Consider the following 13,471-nt stretch of genomic DNA (forward strand, 5'->3'; position numbering starts at 1 on the left):
TCTCCTTGTCCTGATGTCCGACCTTAGTACCCTACGGTGAATCGTTGCCGCGCGTGTTGTGGTTGCTCGATTTCATCGAGCATGGCGATCGCGTAATCTTCCATGCTGATCCAGCTTTTGCCGCCGGCATCCGTCAACAACTGATCCTTGCCGAGACGGAATTTTCCGGTACGTGCACCCGGTGTAAACAGTGCCGACGGTGACAGGAAGGTCCAGTCCAGCGTCGCTTCATTGCGCAGATTTTCGAGGAAGGTACGACCTGCCAGCGCTTCCGGTTTGTACTCGGCCGGGAATTGCGGAGTATCGACCAGCGCTGCGCCGGGAGCGACTTCCAGGCTGCCGGCACCGCCGACCACCAGCAAGCGCTTGACGCCGGCCTGCTTGACCGGACCCAGCACATCTTGCGCGCCGATGGTGGCGAAGCGGCCGCTGCTGATCACGACGTCATGTCCCTTGAGTGCGGCGGTCAGTGCCGCGCTGTCGTGCACGTCGACGCTGACGGCGGTGACGCCGGCGCGTTTGGCAATGGTGTCCGTGTTGCGGGCGATGGCGGTAACGCTGTGATGACGACGCAGGGCTTCTTCCAGAAGACGGCTGCCGACATTGCCGCTGGCACCGATGATGGCGATGTTCATATAATTTCCTTTAACAAGAGGGGACTTCATTATTGCGGTCGGGAATGCCTTACCACTTCATTTCGCCCTTGGCGATTTTGGCACTCAGGTTGAGGGATGATTCTTCGTGCGCTGCCGGAAAACGTTTCTTCATGGCTGCAATGAGTTCGGCAGAATTTGCCGCCCGTGCGGTTTCTGCATCAAAGGCCTTGATGTAATCGCGGGTGTACTTCACCGCCGCTACTGTCATTGGCGTACCGGCGGCAAAGTGTCCCGGGACGACGGTCTTCGGATGCAGGTGTTCGATTTGCGCCAGCGTCGCCAGCCAGTCCTGATGCGACTGTGCAGTTTGCGTATCGGCCATCCACACATGCAGATTGCCAGCCACCACGACACCGCCGACCACTGCTTTGATCGATGGAATCCAGACGAAACTGCGATCCGGTTGCGGACCCTTGAGACCCATCACATTCAGTGTCTTGCCTTCCAGGGTCAGCCGGTCACCTTGCAATACTTCCGGCACGATCAGCGTTTCCGGTTTGTCGGCGGCCAGTTGCGGACCCCAGAAGCCGAGCTTGGCTTGCATGGTTTCCTTGATATGCGCCACGGTCTGTGGCGTGGCCCAGACCGGAACGTCCGGATAGGCCGCCTTGATGGTCGCGAGACCGAAGTAATAGTCAGGATCGCCATGGCTGATGTAAATCGCCACCAGTTTCTTGCCGCTGGCGCGGATTTTCTCGACCACCTGTGCTGCCTGGGTACGGCCGAACTGAGCGTCGACCAGAATCGCGTCGTGCTGGCCGCTGACCAGCACCGAAGAGACCGGGAAGATGGCGCTGTCGCCCGGATTGTAGACATCCAGCGTCAGCGCGGGAGCGGATGCCGGTGTTGCGGCACTGGCCGGGGCGGCACTGATGACGCCGGCGACAGCCATGGTGAAGAGCAGGGAGCGAATAAGGGTGTTCATGAATTTCCGATGCGATTAGTAATTCGACAAGCAAAAGAATAAAACTTTATTAAGCTCAGAAAAACCGCATAATTGAACATAGTTTGTTTCTGAAATCGGTCAAATCATGGATAAATTGACGGCAATGCAAGTGTTTGTCGCGGTGGTCGATAGCGGCAGCCAGTCGGCGGCATCGGTGCAACTGGACTTGTCGCGTCCGGTGGTGTCGCGTTATCTGGCAGAACTGGAAGAATGGGTCGGCGCCCGTTTGCTGCACCGGACCACCCGTCGCCTGAGTCTGACGCCGGCCGGCGCTGACATTCTGGAACGCAGTCGCAAAATGCTGGAATTCGCCGGCGACATGCAAAGCGCCGTGCACCAGCCGCAACAGGCGCCGCGCGGTTTGCTGCGCATCACCGCCAGCACCTCATTTGCTCAGATGCAACTGGCGCAGGTGGTCGCGGACTATGGCGCGCGCTATCCCGAGGTAGCGGTGGACATGGTGATACTTGATCGCACCGTCAATCTGATCGAAGACCGGATTGATCTGGCGATTCGCATTACCAACCGGCTTGATCCGAATCTGATCGCGCGCAAGTTATCGGTGTGTCGTTCGGTGGTGTGCGCTTCACCGGCCTATCTGCATAAACATCCGAAGCCGTTGCGGGTGGAAGATCTGGCTTTGCACAATTGCCTGACGCATTCGTATGTCGGCAAAAGCCTGTGGCAATTCACGCGCGATGGCGAGCCGAGTTCGGTGGCGGTCAGCGGCAATATCAGCGCCAATGAATCGATGGTCTTGTTGCATGCGGCGCTGGCCGGCGCCGGCATTGCATTTCTGCCGACTTATTCGGCCGGGCCGCTGATTCGCAGCGGCAAGCTGGTGGCCTTGCTGCCGGAGTATGAGCCAAGCCAGCTGGATATCTACGGCGTATATGCCTCGCGCCGGCATATGTCGGCAGCATTGCGCAGCATGCTGGACTTTCTGGCCGAACGGCTGACGCTGACACCGGTCTGGGATGCGCCGGCGTAATCGCGAACCGTTCGGCGCTGCGTCACGATGCCAGACGGCCAGGCTGATGAGTCCGGCTCGCGGCAGATTCTGGCGGCATCAGATAGTGGCTCGGCCGGCCGTTGATGCTGGCCAGTTTGCCACCGAGAGCGATGACTTCGCTGCGCTTCATCAACACGAAGTGATCGCCGGTATTCACCGCGACGCCATGCCACGGCGTGAGCCAGTCATCTCTGCTGGGCATCATGTGAATGCCCATTTTGATACTGCTTGCTGCTTGCGGATGGATCGACAAGCGGATTGCCTGCGGGAACAAATCCGCTAACAAATCACCCCATGCCCAACTGCGCTGTATCACGCCGCAGGCTCTGGTTTTGGTATCGTTTTGCAAGGCAGTGCGCGAGCCGCGATAGTCAGGCGTCAGGCCGTCTTCAAACAGAAAGCGGGTGATCGCGCGATACAACAGAACGCCGCCCTCACTGCGCATCAGGCTGGTTCTGATGACTTCCAGCGGCTGCGCATAGCGTTCGATCAGATGCGTGCGCAACCGGGCATGATCGTTGGCGCAAGCGGAAAAGGCGGGCACATCTTCCAGGTTGAACAGACTGACATGGGTAATGCCGGTTTCATCCATAAGGCATTGCAAGGTGTCACGGTAAGCGCTGATGTTGTCATCGCTGATGCGCACCAGATCACCGAACACCCGGCCATCAGAACAGATCCTGATGGTTGCGCCGGGCGGATAGAAAAGACGAATGCGCTGGCACACCTGATTCAAGAAAATGATCGATATTTTTTCCGCCATGTCCGGCAACACGCCAAGTATTTTATCGGGGTTGGGCGACTTGGCCGGAAATGCCGGCAGTACGAATTCAATGGTTGCGCCGGCATCGATGAAGGACTTGATGCGCGGTATCTGTACTTGCAGCACCTGTCTGATTTCTGCCGTTTCGGATCCGTGCCGGCGCAGTTCGGGATAGCGCCGGCGGTAGTACATGAACTCTCTTAATACCTGCATGGCAATCGCTGTCGTATTCATGATGGGACCTCGTTTCTGAAAGATCTGTCGAAAACAAATTGGAAAAAACAGGAAATGATTCGAAAAAAACCGGGAAGAGATTGGTGAGTTCAGATTAGTCATTTCCTTGTTTTTGAAAAACCGCATAATGAAAAACAGTTTGTTCCCGGAATCGTTGCAGATAGGCAAAGGTGGCATGGATAGATTGATGGCGATGCGTGTGTTTGTGACGGTAGTCGGATGTGGCAGTCAGTCGGCAGCAGCGGTGCAACTCAACATGTCGCGACCGCGGGTGTCGCGTTATCTGGCTGAATTGGAGGAGTGGGTCGGCGCGCGTTTGCTGCATCGGACCACGCGCCGCCTGAGTCTGACTTCGGTCGGGGATGACATTCTGGAGCGTTGCCGCCAGATGTTGAATTCGATGGAAGATCTGCGCAGCTTTGCCAATCCCTTGCATGCCACGCCCAAGGGTTTGCTGCGCATCAGCACCGGGACTTCATTCGGACCGCAACTGGCGCGGCTGGTGACCGAATACGGCCGGCGCTATCCGGATGTGATGGTGGATCTGGTGATGCTGGATCGCACCGTCGATCTGGTCGCCGAGCGCATCGATCTGGCGATTCGCATGACGACCCATTTGGCCCCGAGTCTGATTGCCCGTCAACTGGCGGTCTGTCGCTCCTCGGTCTGCGCCTCGCCGCTGTATTTGAATGAGCGCGGTGCGCCGCAGCAGATTGTGGATCTGGAACGGCACAATTGCCTGACGCATTTCTATATGGGAAAAAGTTTGTGGCAGTTCGAACGCGCGGGGCAACCGGCGTCGGTGCTGGTCCATGGCAATATCAGCGCCAACGAAGCGCGGGTGTTGCTGCATGCGACGCTGGAGGGAGCCGGCATCGCCTACCTGCCGGCATACATGACTGCGCCGTACATCGCGTCGGGAAGGCTGGTGGGGGTATTGCCGGAATATGAACCGCTGGCGCTGAACATCTATGGCGTGTATGCCTCGCGCAGATACATTCCGGCCACGCTGCGCACCATGCTGGATTTTATGGCGCAGCGATTTCAGGAAGCGAGCTGGGCCGATGCCTGATGGCGTCAGCCGTTACGGCGTAATGCTGAGCAGCTTGTGTACCAGTTCCGATGACGTTGCTGCCGAGAATTTGCGCATCAGCCGCGCCCGGTGCATTTCCACCGTGCGCGGACTGAGTTCGATCTGGCGCGCGATCAGCTTGCTGGTCTTGCCTTCCACCAGCAACGCAGCAATTTCCCGCTCGCGCGGCGTCAGGCCCGGTGCCAGCGGTCGTTTGGCGCTGACATCTTCAAAGGTCCAGATACCGGCTGCATGCGGATCGCCGGTGATCAGCGAATGGCCGGTGACATGGCACCAGAACATTTCCTGGTTGGCGCGCTTCATGATGCGCTCGTCGGAGTAAAATCCCTTTTCATTGAGTATTGGTATCAGACGCATGCCGGTGCGTTCGAATTCATCGGCAGTCGGATACAGCACCATGAACGATTGTCCTGACAATTCCGGCTGCTGGTAGCCGAACATTGCCGCCATCGCCAGGTTGCCCTGATGAATGATGCGGTTATGCGAAACGCACATACCTATCGGCGCATGCATGAATACTTGTGCGTAATCGACCAGTTGCGGGTTGTTCATGGTGTGATGCCGTGTGTTAAGTGCGTCTTTGGATAAAAGAACGCAGTGTAAAGCGTAACGGAAGTAGTTTTACCGTATTGTATGGCCTATGCCGGCGCAATATGATATTTGCTGCATTTTTTAGCATTTCGTCAGTATATAAAAACCCGAAAGGAGACCTGTGAATAAAGTCTATCCCGACGCAGCAACTGCGTTAGCCGATATCGTCAAGGATGGTCAGACCATCGCCGTCGGCGGATTTGGTCTGTGTGGCATTCCCGAAGCGCTGATTGCCGCCTTGCGCGACAGCGGCGTGCAGAACCTGACTGCCATTTCCAACAATGCCGGTGTTGATGGGTTTGGCTTGGGTCAGTTGCTGACAACACGCCAGATCAAGAAAATGATCGCTTCGTATGTCGGCGAAAACAAGGAATTCGAACGCCAGTATCTGGCGGGCGAACTGGCACTGGAGTTTACACCGCAAGGCACGCTGGCAGAAAAACTGCGCGCCGGCGGCGCCGGTATCCCGGCATTTTTCACCAAGACTGGCGTTGGTACGCTGGTGGCGGAAGGCAAGGAAATCCGCGAATTCGATGGCGAGCAATACGTCATGGAGCGTTCGCTGGTAGCCGATGTGTCGCTGGTCAAGGCTTACAAGGCCGACAAGGCCGGCAATCTGGTCTTCAACAAGACCGCGCGCAATTTCAATCCCAACGTTGCGATGGCAGGCAAGATCACGGTGGTCGAAGTCGAGCATCTGGTGGAAGTCGGCGAACTCGATCCGGACCAGATTCATACTGCGGGCATTTTCGTGCACCGCATCGTGGTAAATGCGACGCCGGAAAAGCGTATCGAACAACGCACCGTGTCGAAGGGGAACTGAAATGGCGTGGACAAGAGATGAGATGGCGGCGCGTGCGGCGCGGGAATTGCAAGACGGTTTTTATGTGAATCTGGGTATCGGTCTGCCAACACTGGTGGCCAACCATGTGCCAAGCGATATCGAAGTCTGGCTGCAATCGGAAAACGGTTTGCTCGGTATCGGTCCGTTCCCGACCGACGACAAGGTCGATGCCGACCTGATCAACGCCGGCAAGCAAACCGTGACAACCATTCCCGGTTCTTCATTTTTCAGCTCGGCCGATTCATTCGGCATGATTCGCGGCGGCAAGATCAACATCGCGATTCTCGGTGCGATGCAGGTATCGTCGGGTGGCGATCTGGCCAACTGGATGATTCCGGGCAAGATGGTCAAGGGCATGGGCGGCGCAATGGATCTGGTGGCAGGCGTGGGCCGGGTCGTGGTGCTGATGGAACATGTGGCCAAGGGCAAGGACGGCAGCATTTCCAAGAAAATCCTGAAGCAATGCAATCTGCCGTTGACTGGCGTCGGCGTGGTCAATCGCATCATTACCGATCTCGGTGTGATCGACGTAACACCGCAAGGTCTGAAACTGATTGAGCTGGCCACCGGCGTGACCAAGGAAGAGGTGCTGGCCAATACCGAAGCCGAACTGGATGTGAGTGCGGTGTAAGTAACGTCTGGATGTATGATAAAAACGGCGCGGATTCATCATCCGCGCCGTTTTTGTTTTTTTGGTCGTCCGGCCAGCGGACGATAGCCATTGACCTTGATGACCCTGATCAGGTCACCGGGCGCAGCGTTCTCAAGTAAGCCAGGAAAAACGCGGCGGCTTTATCCAGCGCAGAGTAGTTCTTTATCGGCACCCGGGTCGCGTGGATTCTGCTGCCCGGACCGCTGTTGGGTTTGCTGGCGATGCGTGGTCTGGTGACCGCCGGCACGCCAATCGAAGTTGCCAGATGAGCCGCGCCGGCAGTGCGACGCCGCCCATCGTATCAGCGGAAGCGGTCTGGTGCGAATGGTGGTTCGCGTCCCTCGCGCATGACTTCATCGCACTTGTAGAAGGTCTTGCCCTCGGTTATCAGATACGTGGTGCTGCGCGAGCCGTCGCGGCATATCTGGCTGGTTTGATGGCCCGACGGTGTCGGGACGTCAAAGGCCGGAGCGAGCGGATTGGCGGGTTGGGTAGCAGCGCGGGCCGGGGTGTCGCTGGTTGCGGTGGCCGGCAAACCGAGATCAAGGCGCGGCTTGTTCAGTTCTTGCGCGGTGCCTGTTGCGGCGCTTGTCAACAGTAAAGTGAACAGCAGGCCGGACAAACCGGCGCGAAATTGTGGTTGATGCAGCATGGTTCCCTCCGGCGTATTTTTTTGTCGATTATGACATGCGTAAGCCGGAGTCGAAGTCGATGGCGGGCGACGTTGCTGAAATTAATCGTGACGGGCGGTATGGCAAAAGCGTGGTTGGCGTCAGCGCATCGGGGTCAGCGTTGCCATTGCACGTTGAGCGGAATTTTCAGATAGGACACGCCATTGGCTTCCGCCGGCGGCAAATGGCCGGCACAGATGTTGACTTGAATTGCCGGCAGCATCAATGTCGGCAGACTCAGCGTGAGATCGCGTGCGGTGCGCATGGCGATAAAGTCGGCTTCACTGATGCCGTCGCGGACATGAATGTTATGCGCGCATTGCAGGGCCACCGTGGTTTCATGCATCGGTTCGCGCGCGGCCGGCGGATAGTCGTGGCATACGAACAGCCGGGTGCCGGCCGGCAAGGATAACAACTTGCGGATGGAGCGGTACAAGGTGGCCGCACTGCCGCCGGGAAAGTCGCAACGGGCGGTGCCGACGTCGGGCATGAACAAGGTGTCGCCGACAAAGGCCGCCTGATCTTCGATGACATACGCGAGGTCGGCCGGCGTATGGCCGGGCACATGCATGGCGCGCGCTTGCAAGCGGCCGATATGAAAGACTTCGTCGGCCGCGAACAGATGATCGAAGCGGGCGCCATCGGCGTCCAGATGATAGATATCGTTGAAGACATGCTGCACGTCGCGAATGTGTTCACCGATGGCGATCTTGCCGCCCAGTTGCGTGCGCAGATAAGGGGCGGCCGAGAAATGATCGGCATGGGCATGGGTTTCCAGCAGCCACTCGACTTGCAGATGGTTGGCGCGGACAAAGGCAATGATCTGGTCGGCGCCGGCAGTGGAGGTATGCGCATTGAGCGGATCGTAATCCAGCACCGGATCAACGATGGCGCAGGCGCCGCCCGCAGTTTCATATACGACGTAGCTGAACGTTGAGGTTCTGGTATCGAAGAATGCGTGGGTGTGAAACTGTGGCATGGGCGGGCTGGCGGTCATCAATATATAAAAAAACATATTATTGACGAATAATATGTTTGTCAATAATATGTTCCGCAGTCAAACTTGATTCCCCGTACCCTTTACCACCCGATACCATGAACGAGTCCATCTCCCCGGTCGGCATTTCCATGTTGCGCGACTCCGCCACCCGCGCATGTTCACTGCTCAAGGTGCTGGCCAACGAAGATCGCTTGCTGATCCTGTGCCAGCTGACCCTTGGCGAACGCAATGTCGGCGATCTGGAGAGCGAGCTCGGGATTCATCAGCCGACGCTGTCGCAGCAACTTGGCGTGTTGCGTGAAGAAGGTTTGGTCAATACCCGCCGCGAAGGCAAATACATTCATTACAGCCTGGCCAGCCATGAAGTGATTCAGGTCATGCAAACCTTGTCGAGCCTGTACTGCGGCAAGGTCAGAGATAGTTTGAAAAATTAAGTTTGCCGGCGTCGCCTCAGTTACGCACGGTAATCATCGCCAGGAGATCAGTCACATGCCGATTCAAATCACCAGACACACCGAACAGTTTTCCAGCAGCGGCCAAATCGCCATCGACGACCTGACCCTCATCGCCGAAGCCGGCTTTCGTTCCGTCATCTGCAATCGTCCTGACGATGAAGATGGCGGTCAGCATGTCGCCAGCGCCGAACTGGAGAAGCAGGCGGCAGCACTCGGCATGCAGTTCGCGTATTTGCCAGTGGGACGTTCCGGCATGGCGCCGGAGCAGGGCGCAGCAATGCACGCCTTGTTGGTCCAACTGCCGGGACCGGTGCTGGCGTTTTGTCGCAGTGGTGCGCGCTCGACCAATCTGTTCCGGTTGGCGGGCGACAGCGCCGCAACCGCGCAATCGGGTACGCAGCCGCAAGCCAATGTCGCTGCCGATGCCAGCAGTTTTGACGTAGTGGTGGTCGGCGGCGGTTCGGCCGGCATTGCGGTCGTCGCCAGTCTGTTGCAGCGGCAACCGGGATTGCGCATCGCCATCGTTGAACCGAGTGAGCAACACTATTACCAGCCGGCCTGGACACTGGTCGGCGCCGGTGAATTCGATGTGCGGAAAACCGTGCGGCCAACCGCCAGCGTGATTCCGTCCGGCGCGCAATGGATTCAGCGCGCAGTGGCATTTTTTGCGCCGGATGAACAGCGTGTCGGTCTGGCTGACGGCCGTGTGCTGACATATCAGCAACTGATCGTGTGCGCCGGATTGCAACTGGCGTGGGACAAGATCGAAGGGCTGGAAGAAACCCTCGGCAAGCATGGCGTGACCTCCAACTATCGCTACGATCTGGCGCCTTATACCTGGGAGCTGGTGGCCGGCCTGAAGCGCGGCAAGGCCATCTTCACGCAACCGGGAATGCCGATCAAGTGTGCCGGTGCGCCGCAGAAAGCGGTGTATTTGTCTTGCGATCACTGGGCTCGCAATGGTGTGGACGGCAATATCGAAGTCGAATTCTGTAATGCCGGCGGCGTCTTGTTTGGCGTCGCCACTTTCGTGCCGGTGTTGATGAGCTACATGAAAAAGTATCGCGTCAAACTGTCCTTCAATGCCAATCTGGTCAAGGTTGATGGTCCGCGCAAGCTGGCCTGGTTCGACGTCAAGGATGAGGCTGGCACTGTCAGCCGGATCGAGAAGACATTCGACATGCTGCACGTGGTGCCGCCGCAATTGCCGCCGGACGTGGTGCGCCGCAGCCCGCTGGCGGATGCCGCCGGCTGGTGCGAGGTGGATCACGCAAGCTTGCAGCATCCGCGCTTTCCGAACGTGTTTGCACTCGGTGACGTGTGCTCGGCGCCGAATGCCAAAACTGTGGCGGCAGTGCGCAAGCAAGTCGTGGTGGTGGCGGAAAATCTGCTGGCATTGCGCGCCGGACAACGCTTGCCGACCACCTATGATGGCTATGGCGCCTGCCCGCTGACCGTCGAAAAAGGAAAGATCGTGCTGGCCGAATTCGGTTACGGCGGCAAATTGTTGCCGACCTTTCCGCTTGAAGCGACCGTGCCGCGCCGCAGCGCCTGGTATCTGAAAGCTGCAATCTTGCCGGCGGTGTACTGGCATCTGGTGCTTAAAGGGCGTGAGTGGCTGGCCCGGCCATCGGTCAAGTAAGGTCGGATCATGTTGCTGGCAGCATTGTTGGGTATCGCCATTGGCGGCGTATTGGGATTGACGGGTGCCGGCGGCGGCATTCTTGCCGTACCGGCACTGGTGTTGGGTTTGGGTTTCAGTGTCGTCACTGCTACCCCGGTGGCGTTGATGGCGGTCGCTTCGGCGGCGTTGCTCGGGTGTATCGATGGTTTGCGCAAAGGGCTGGTGCGTTACAAGGCGGGGCTGTTGATGGCGAGCCTGGGCGCATTGTTTGCGCCGCTCGGTATCTGGGTCGCGCATCAAGTGTCGAATCGCTTGCTGATGACCTTGTTCAGTCTGGTGATGCTGTTCATCGCGCTGCGCATGTATCGTCAGGCAGCAGACAAAAGCCAGGCCAGTCCGGCCTATCTGGAAAAGAATTGCATGCTCAATCCGGCCACCGGCAAGTTGCGCTGGAATTTACGATGTTGGACCACGCTGGCGGCGGTCGGCTCGGTGTCGGGTTTGTTCACCGGCATGCTGGGCGTGGGCGGCGGCTTTCTGATCGTGCCGGCGTTTCGTCAGTTCAGCAACATCACCATGCATGGCATTGTCGCCACGTCGCTGATGGTAATCGCGTTGGTGTCCGGTACTACCGTGATCGGCACGCTGGTGCATGGCACGCGGATTCCGGTCCTCGGCTGGGTCTTCATTGCTACCGCAGTACTTGGCATGTTGCTGGGCCGCTGGGCCGCGCCGCATTTGCCGGCGCGCCGTCTGCAAATCGGCTTCGCCATCGTCACGCTGGTGGTGGCCATGATACTGATCATCAAAACCAATTTTCCCGGACTGGTCTGACATTCATTTATTCATTTCGGTGCCATTTGCCGTTGAAAGAACAACAGGTCCAGCGCCGGCGGCGCCACCTGCAGCAGACTCAATATGGTGTGTGCCTGTCCGCGGTGATGGGTTTGATGATTGAACAAATGCGCCAGCGCTGACGACAAATTCTGTTCCTGTATGTCCGGCGTCGAGGCGCGGCGATAGCGAATCGTTGTGGTCAACTGCTGTTCGTCGAGCGCGTGGACATAGTCCTGCAATTGGCGGTCGTGATCGATACGGGCCGCACGCAACGTGGCCAGGTCATCGAACAGGATGGCGTCGAGCTGGTCCGGCACGGCACTGGTGATGTTCTGAAAGCGACGCAACCAGATGCCGTCGGTCACCAGCAAATGATTCAGGGTGCCGTGCAAGGATTTGAAAAAGGCACCGCAATCGCGCCGGTAATCGGCATCGCTGAGTGTTGCCGCCACATCGTACAGGCGTTGATTGGCCCAGGTGTTGTAGCCTGCCATCATGCAGTAGTGTGCTTTCATCATTGCCGCTTCTCCCATCGCCATTGTCATTTTTCTCATTTTCTCTATTGCAGATTAGCACCGCTTGCAGCAAGCCGGTGATGATGAACGATCAGCCCGGCCGGCTTGTGTCACCATGTGGTTTTTATTTCATGCAAGCATTATGTCTGATACCCGTGTTTTGATTTTGCCCGGTCGCGGCGGTTCTGGTCCCGATCACTGGCAGACCCATTGGGAAGCCGCCAATCCGGATTTTTTGCGGGTGCAACAGCGTGAGTGGAACAGTCCGGACCGGGCCGAGTGGGTGGCTACTCTGCATCAAGCGATCACGGCCGATACACGACCGGTGGTATTGGTAGCGCACTCCCTGTCGGTCGGATTGATCGCACATTGGGCCGCCGGACATGCCGGTCCGGTTATCGGCGCATTGCTGGTGGCGCCGAGCGATGTTGAAGCGCCGGCCTATGCACCCGGCACCACTGGCTTTGCACCGATGGCGCTGCAAACACTGCCGTTTCGCAGCACTGTCATTGCCAGTACCGATGATCCCCGCGTCTCACTGGCGCGCGCCACGCAGTTCGCGCAGGCTTGGGGCAGTCGGCTGGATATCGCCGGTGCCTGCGGTCATCTTGGATCGGCGTCACTGCTGGGAAGCTGGGATTACGGTTTCTCCCGTGTGCAAGAATTGCGGACGGCTGCGCCCGCGTGATCAGGCCGGCGTCGCCATGCGCCGCCGCGCCAGATGCACCGAACCATTGCGCACGGCCCAGCGCACTGGCACGGCAGCGGTGGCGACCGCATAGCGCAGCAGTGTTCTTTGGACGACGCCGCTGACAGTGACATCGAGTTTATGTTTGGCCCAGTCGGGCAGCAATTCGATGCCGGCATGCATCATCAGCCTGACCCATGGCAGCGCGACTGGATTCGGTGCCGGCGCATGCAATACCATTTCCAGCGTGGCCTGCGTGCGGTGGTCGCAAATCAGTTGCGGTTGCATGCGCAGCAAATAGGCATCGAGCGCAATCCTTGAACGCGGTACATCAACTGCCCCGAGTTTTTCTGCGATGACCGCAATTTCGTCGAGATATTGATCTTGCCGTTGCAGGCTCAGCGCCGGATTCTTGTGGCGCAAATACGCATTCAAAAAACTCGATACCTCGGCGACGTGGACCCAGGTCAGCAAGTCCGGATCGCTGGCCGCGTATTCCCGTCCATCCGGCGCAATGCCGTGGACGCCTTCGTGAATACGCCGTACGCGGGCAATCAATTGTTCCGCATGCTGCAGATTGCCATAAGTAGTGCCGGCGATGAATTGCGCCGTGCGGCGCAGGCGGCCGAGCATGTCCTGTTGAAACGTGGAGTGATCCCAGACGCCGCTCAAGGCCAGCGGATGCAGCATCTGCAATAACAGCGCGCTGACGCCGCCGATCAGCATCGACGTGAAATCGCCGTGCACTTGCCAGCAAGCCGAGTCCGGGCCGAACAGGCCGGGATCGCCCGGCGGTTGCAACAGATCGGGACCAGCGGTGGGGCGGCTGATATCGAGTACGCTGGCTTCGATGCGGGTGCGCAGAAATTCCATGATGCCAAAATCTGTTT

Annotated in this window: 16 protein-coding genes; 8 read left to right on the forward strand and 8 right to left on the reverse strand. The window is 58.2% G+C overall.

Translation table 11 applies throughout. From position 1 onward, the window contains the following. Positions 1-23 precede the first annotated feature (23 nt). Positions 24-635 carry an NAD(P)-dependent oxidoreductase gene (locus AKL27_RS15620; RefSeq protein ID WP_050463779.1) on the reverse strand — a complete coding sequence of 204 codons (612 nt, stop codon included), beginning with the start codon at positions 633-635 and terminating at the stop codon, positions 24-26. 49 nt (positions 636-684) lie between these two features. Then, positions 685-1,581, reverse strand: coding sequence for an MBL fold metallo-hydrolase (locus AKL27_RS15625; protein ID WP_083439085.1), 897 nt, complete (start codon positions 1,579-1,581; stop codon positions 685-687). Positions 1,582-1,687: 106 nt separating this feature from the next. Here AKL27_RS15625 and AKL27_RS15630 point away from each other — a divergent pair, with 106 nt between their 5' ends. Continuing rightward, a complete protein-coding gene (locus AKL27_RS15630) occupies positions 1,688-2,593 on the forward strand; it encodes a LysR family transcriptional regulator (protein WP_050463780.1) in 906 nt (301 codons plus the stop codon). A 22-nt stretch (positions 2,594-2,615) separates the two neighbouring features. On the opposite strand, the gene AKL27_RS15635 is transcribed toward AKL27_RS15630, so the two are convergent. Then, positions 2,616-3,611, reverse strand: a complete 996-nt coding sequence (locus AKL27_RS15635) for an L-tyrosine/L-tryptophan isonitrile synthase family protein (RefSeq protein ID WP_050463781.1) — start codon at positions 3,609-3,611, stop codon at positions 2,616-2,618. Positions 3,612-3,786: 175 nt separating this feature from the next. Here AKL27_RS15635 and AKL27_RS15640 point away from each other — a divergent pair, with 175 nt between their 5' ends. Next, positions 3,787-4,683 carry a LysR family transcriptional regulator gene (locus AKL27_RS15640; protein WP_050463827.1) on the forward strand — a complete coding sequence of 299 codons (897 nt, stop codon included), beginning with the start codon at positions 3,787-3,789 and terminating at the stop codon, positions 4,681-4,683. Positions 4,684-4,695: 12 nt separating this feature from the next. Here the strand turns inward: AKL27_RS15640 and AKL27_RS15645 are convergent, their stop codons facing one another. After that, complete coding sequence (locus AKL27_RS15645) at positions 4,696-5,256, reverse strand: PAS and helix-turn-helix domain-containing protein (protein WP_050463782.1); 561 nt, start codon at positions 5,254-5,256, stop codon at positions 4,696-4,698. Positions 5,257-5,416: 160 nt separating this feature from the next. On the opposite strand from AKL27_RS15645, the gene AKL27_RS15650 reads away from it, so the two are divergent. Both AKL27_RS15650 and AKL27_RS15655 read left to right on the forward strand, forming a co-directional pair. After that, a complete protein-coding gene (locus AKL27_RS15650; protein ID WP_050463783.1) occupies positions 5,417-6,118 on the forward strand; it encodes a CoA transferase subunit A in 702 nt (233 codons plus the stop codon). 1 nt (position 6,119) lies between these two features. Then, positions 6,120-6,770 carry a 3-oxoacid CoA-transferase subunit B gene (locus AKL27_RS15655; RefSeq protein ID WP_050463784.1) on the forward strand — a complete coding sequence of 217 codons (651 nt, stop codon included), beginning with the start codon at positions 6,120-6,122 and terminating at the stop codon, positions 6,768-6,770. 322 nt (positions 6,771-7,092) lie between these two features. Here AKL27_RS15655 and AKL27_RS15660 read toward each other — a convergent pair whose 3' ends face one another. Together AKL27_RS15660 and AKL27_RS15665 are read right to left on the reverse strand one after the other, a co-directional pair. After that, positions 7,093-7,443: a hypothetical protein gene (locus AKL27_RS15660; RefSeq protein WP_050463785.1), complete on the reverse strand. Its 351-nt coding sequence runs from the start codon at positions 7,441-7,443 to the stop codon at positions 7,093-7,095. 134 nt (positions 7,444-7,577) lie between these two features. Further along, positions 7,578-8,441, reverse strand: coding sequence for an MBL fold metallo-hydrolase (locus AKL27_RS15665; RefSeq protein ID WP_050463828.1), 864 nt, complete (start codon positions 8,439-8,441; stop codon positions 7,578-7,580). A 116-nt stretch (positions 8,442-8,557) separates the two neighbouring features. Here AKL27_RS15665 and AKL27_RS15670 point away from each other — a divergent pair, with 116 nt between their 5' ends. Genes AKL27_RS15670 through AKL27_RS15680 form a run of 3 tightly spaced genes read left to right on the forward strand, consistent with a single transcriptional unit; the run spans position 8,558 to position 11,375 of the window. Continuing rightward, entirely contained in the window at positions 8,558-8,896 is a 339-nt protein-coding gene (locus AKL27_RS15670) for an ArsR/SmtB family transcription factor (RefSeq protein ID WP_050463786.1), read from the forward strand. A 55-nt stretch (positions 8,897-8,951) separates the two neighbouring features. Next, positions 8,952-10,559 (forward strand): bifunctional protein tyrosine phosphatase family protein/NAD(P)/FAD-dependent oxidoreductase, encoded by a 1,608-nt coding sequence (locus AKL27_RS15675; RefSeq protein WP_083439086.1) that lies wholly within the window; start codon positions 8,952-8,954, stop codon positions 10,557-10,559. Between the two features lie 9 nt (positions 10,560-10,568). Next, positions 10,569-11,375 (forward strand): sulfite exporter TauE/SafE family protein, encoded by an 807-nt coding sequence (locus tag AKL27_RS15680; protein WP_050463787.1) that lies wholly within the window; start codon positions 10,569-10,571, stop codon positions 11,373-11,375. Between the two features lie 11 nt (positions 11,376-11,386). On the opposite strand, the gene AKL27_RS15685 is transcribed toward AKL27_RS15680, so the two are convergent. Continuing rightward, positions 11,387-11,896 carry a DinB family protein gene (locus tag AKL27_RS15685; RefSeq protein WP_198155984.1) on the reverse strand — a complete coding sequence of 170 codons (510 nt, stop codon included), beginning with the start codon at positions 11,894-11,896 and terminating at the stop codon, positions 11,387-11,389. A gap of 139 nt (positions 11,897-12,035) precedes the next feature. On the opposite strand from AKL27_RS15685, the gene AKL27_RS15690 reads away from it, so the two are divergent. Then, positions 12,036-12,581 carry an RBBP9/YdeN family alpha/beta hydrolase gene (locus AKL27_RS15690; RefSeq protein WP_050463788.1) on the forward strand — a complete coding sequence of 182 codons (546 nt, stop codon included), beginning with the start codon at positions 12,036-12,038 and terminating at the stop codon, positions 12,579-12,581. On the opposite strand, the gene AKL27_RS15695 is transcribed toward AKL27_RS15690, so the two are convergent. After that, the gene (locus AKL27_RS15695) at positions 12,582-13,454 is read right to left on the reverse strand and encodes an oxygenase MpaB family protein (RefSeq protein ID WP_050463789.1); all 873 of its coding nucleotides are present in this window, start codon (positions 13,452-13,454) and stop codon (positions 12,582-12,584) included. Between the last annotated feature and the right edge of the window lie 17 nt (positions 13,455-13,471).

It is taken from the genome of Herbaspirillum autotrophicum, from assembly GCF_001189915.1.
Lineage (GTDB): Bacteria > Pseudomonadota > Gammaproteobacteria > Burkholderiales > Burkholderiaceae_D > Herbaspirillum > Herbaspirillum autotrophicum.

Excerpts from the sequence above, each read along its gene's own strand:
- AKL27_RS15690 (WP_050463788.1), top strand. The coding sequence starts at position 12,036 with ATGTCTGATACCCGTGTTTTGATTTTGCCCGGTCGCGGCGGTTCTGGT.
- AKL27_RS15645 (WP_050463782.1), bottom strand. The coding sequence starts at position 5,256 with ATGAACAACCCGCAACTGGTCGATTACGCACAAGTATTCATGCATGCG.
- AKL27_RS15675 (WP_083439086.1), top strand. The coding sequence starts at position 8,952 with ATGCCGATTCAAATCACCAGACACACCGAACAGTTTTCCAGCAGCGGC.
- AKL27_RS15620 (WP_050463779.1), bottom strand. The coding sequence starts at position 635 with ATGAACATCGCCATCATCGGTGCCAGCGGCAATGTCGGCAGCCGTCTT.
- AKL27_RS15665 (WP_050463828.1), bottom strand. The coding sequence starts at position 8,441 with ATGCCACAGTTTCACACCCACGCATTCTTCGATACCAGAACCTCAACG.
- AKL27_RS15625 (WP_083439085.1), bottom strand. The coding sequence starts at position 1,581 with ATGAACACCCTTATTCGCTCCCTGCTCTTCACCATGGCTGTCGCCGGC.
- AKL27_RS15640 (WP_050463827.1), top strand. The coding sequence starts at position 3,787 with ATGGATAGATTGATGGCGATGCGTGTGTTTGTGACGGTAGTCGGATGT.
- AKL27_RS15670 (WP_050463786.1), top strand. The coding sequence starts at position 8,558 with ATGAACGAGTCCATCTCCCCGGTCGGCATTTCCATGTTGCGCGACTCC.
- AKL27_RS15635 (WP_050463781.1), bottom strand. The coding sequence starts at position 3,611 with ATGAATACGACAGCGATTGCCATGCAGGTATTAAGAGAGTTCATGTAC.
- AKL27_RS15680 (WP_050463787.1), top strand. The coding sequence starts at position 10,569 with ATGTTGCTGGCAGCATTGTTGGGTATCGCCATTGGCGGCGTATTGGGA.
- AKL27_RS15660 (WP_050463785.1), bottom strand. The coding sequence starts at position 7,443 with ATGCTGCATCAACCACAATTTCGCGCCGGTTTGTCCGGCCTGCTGTTC.
- AKL27_RS15695 (WP_050463789.1), bottom strand. The coding sequence starts at position 13,454 with ATGGAATTTCTGCGCACCCGCATCGAAGCCAGCGTACTCGATATCAGC.
- AKL27_RS15655 (WP_050463784.1), top strand. The coding sequence starts at position 6,120 with ATGGCGTGGACAAGAGATGAGATGGCGGCGCGTGCGGCGCGGGAATTG.
- AKL27_RS15630 (WP_050463780.1), top strand. The coding sequence starts at position 1,688 with ATGGATAAATTGACGGCAATGCAAGTGTTTGTCGCGGTGGTCGATAGC.
- AKL27_RS15685 (WP_198155984.1), bottom strand. The coding sequence starts at position 11,896 with ATGATGAAAGCACACTACTGCATGATGGCAGGCTACAACACCTGGGCC.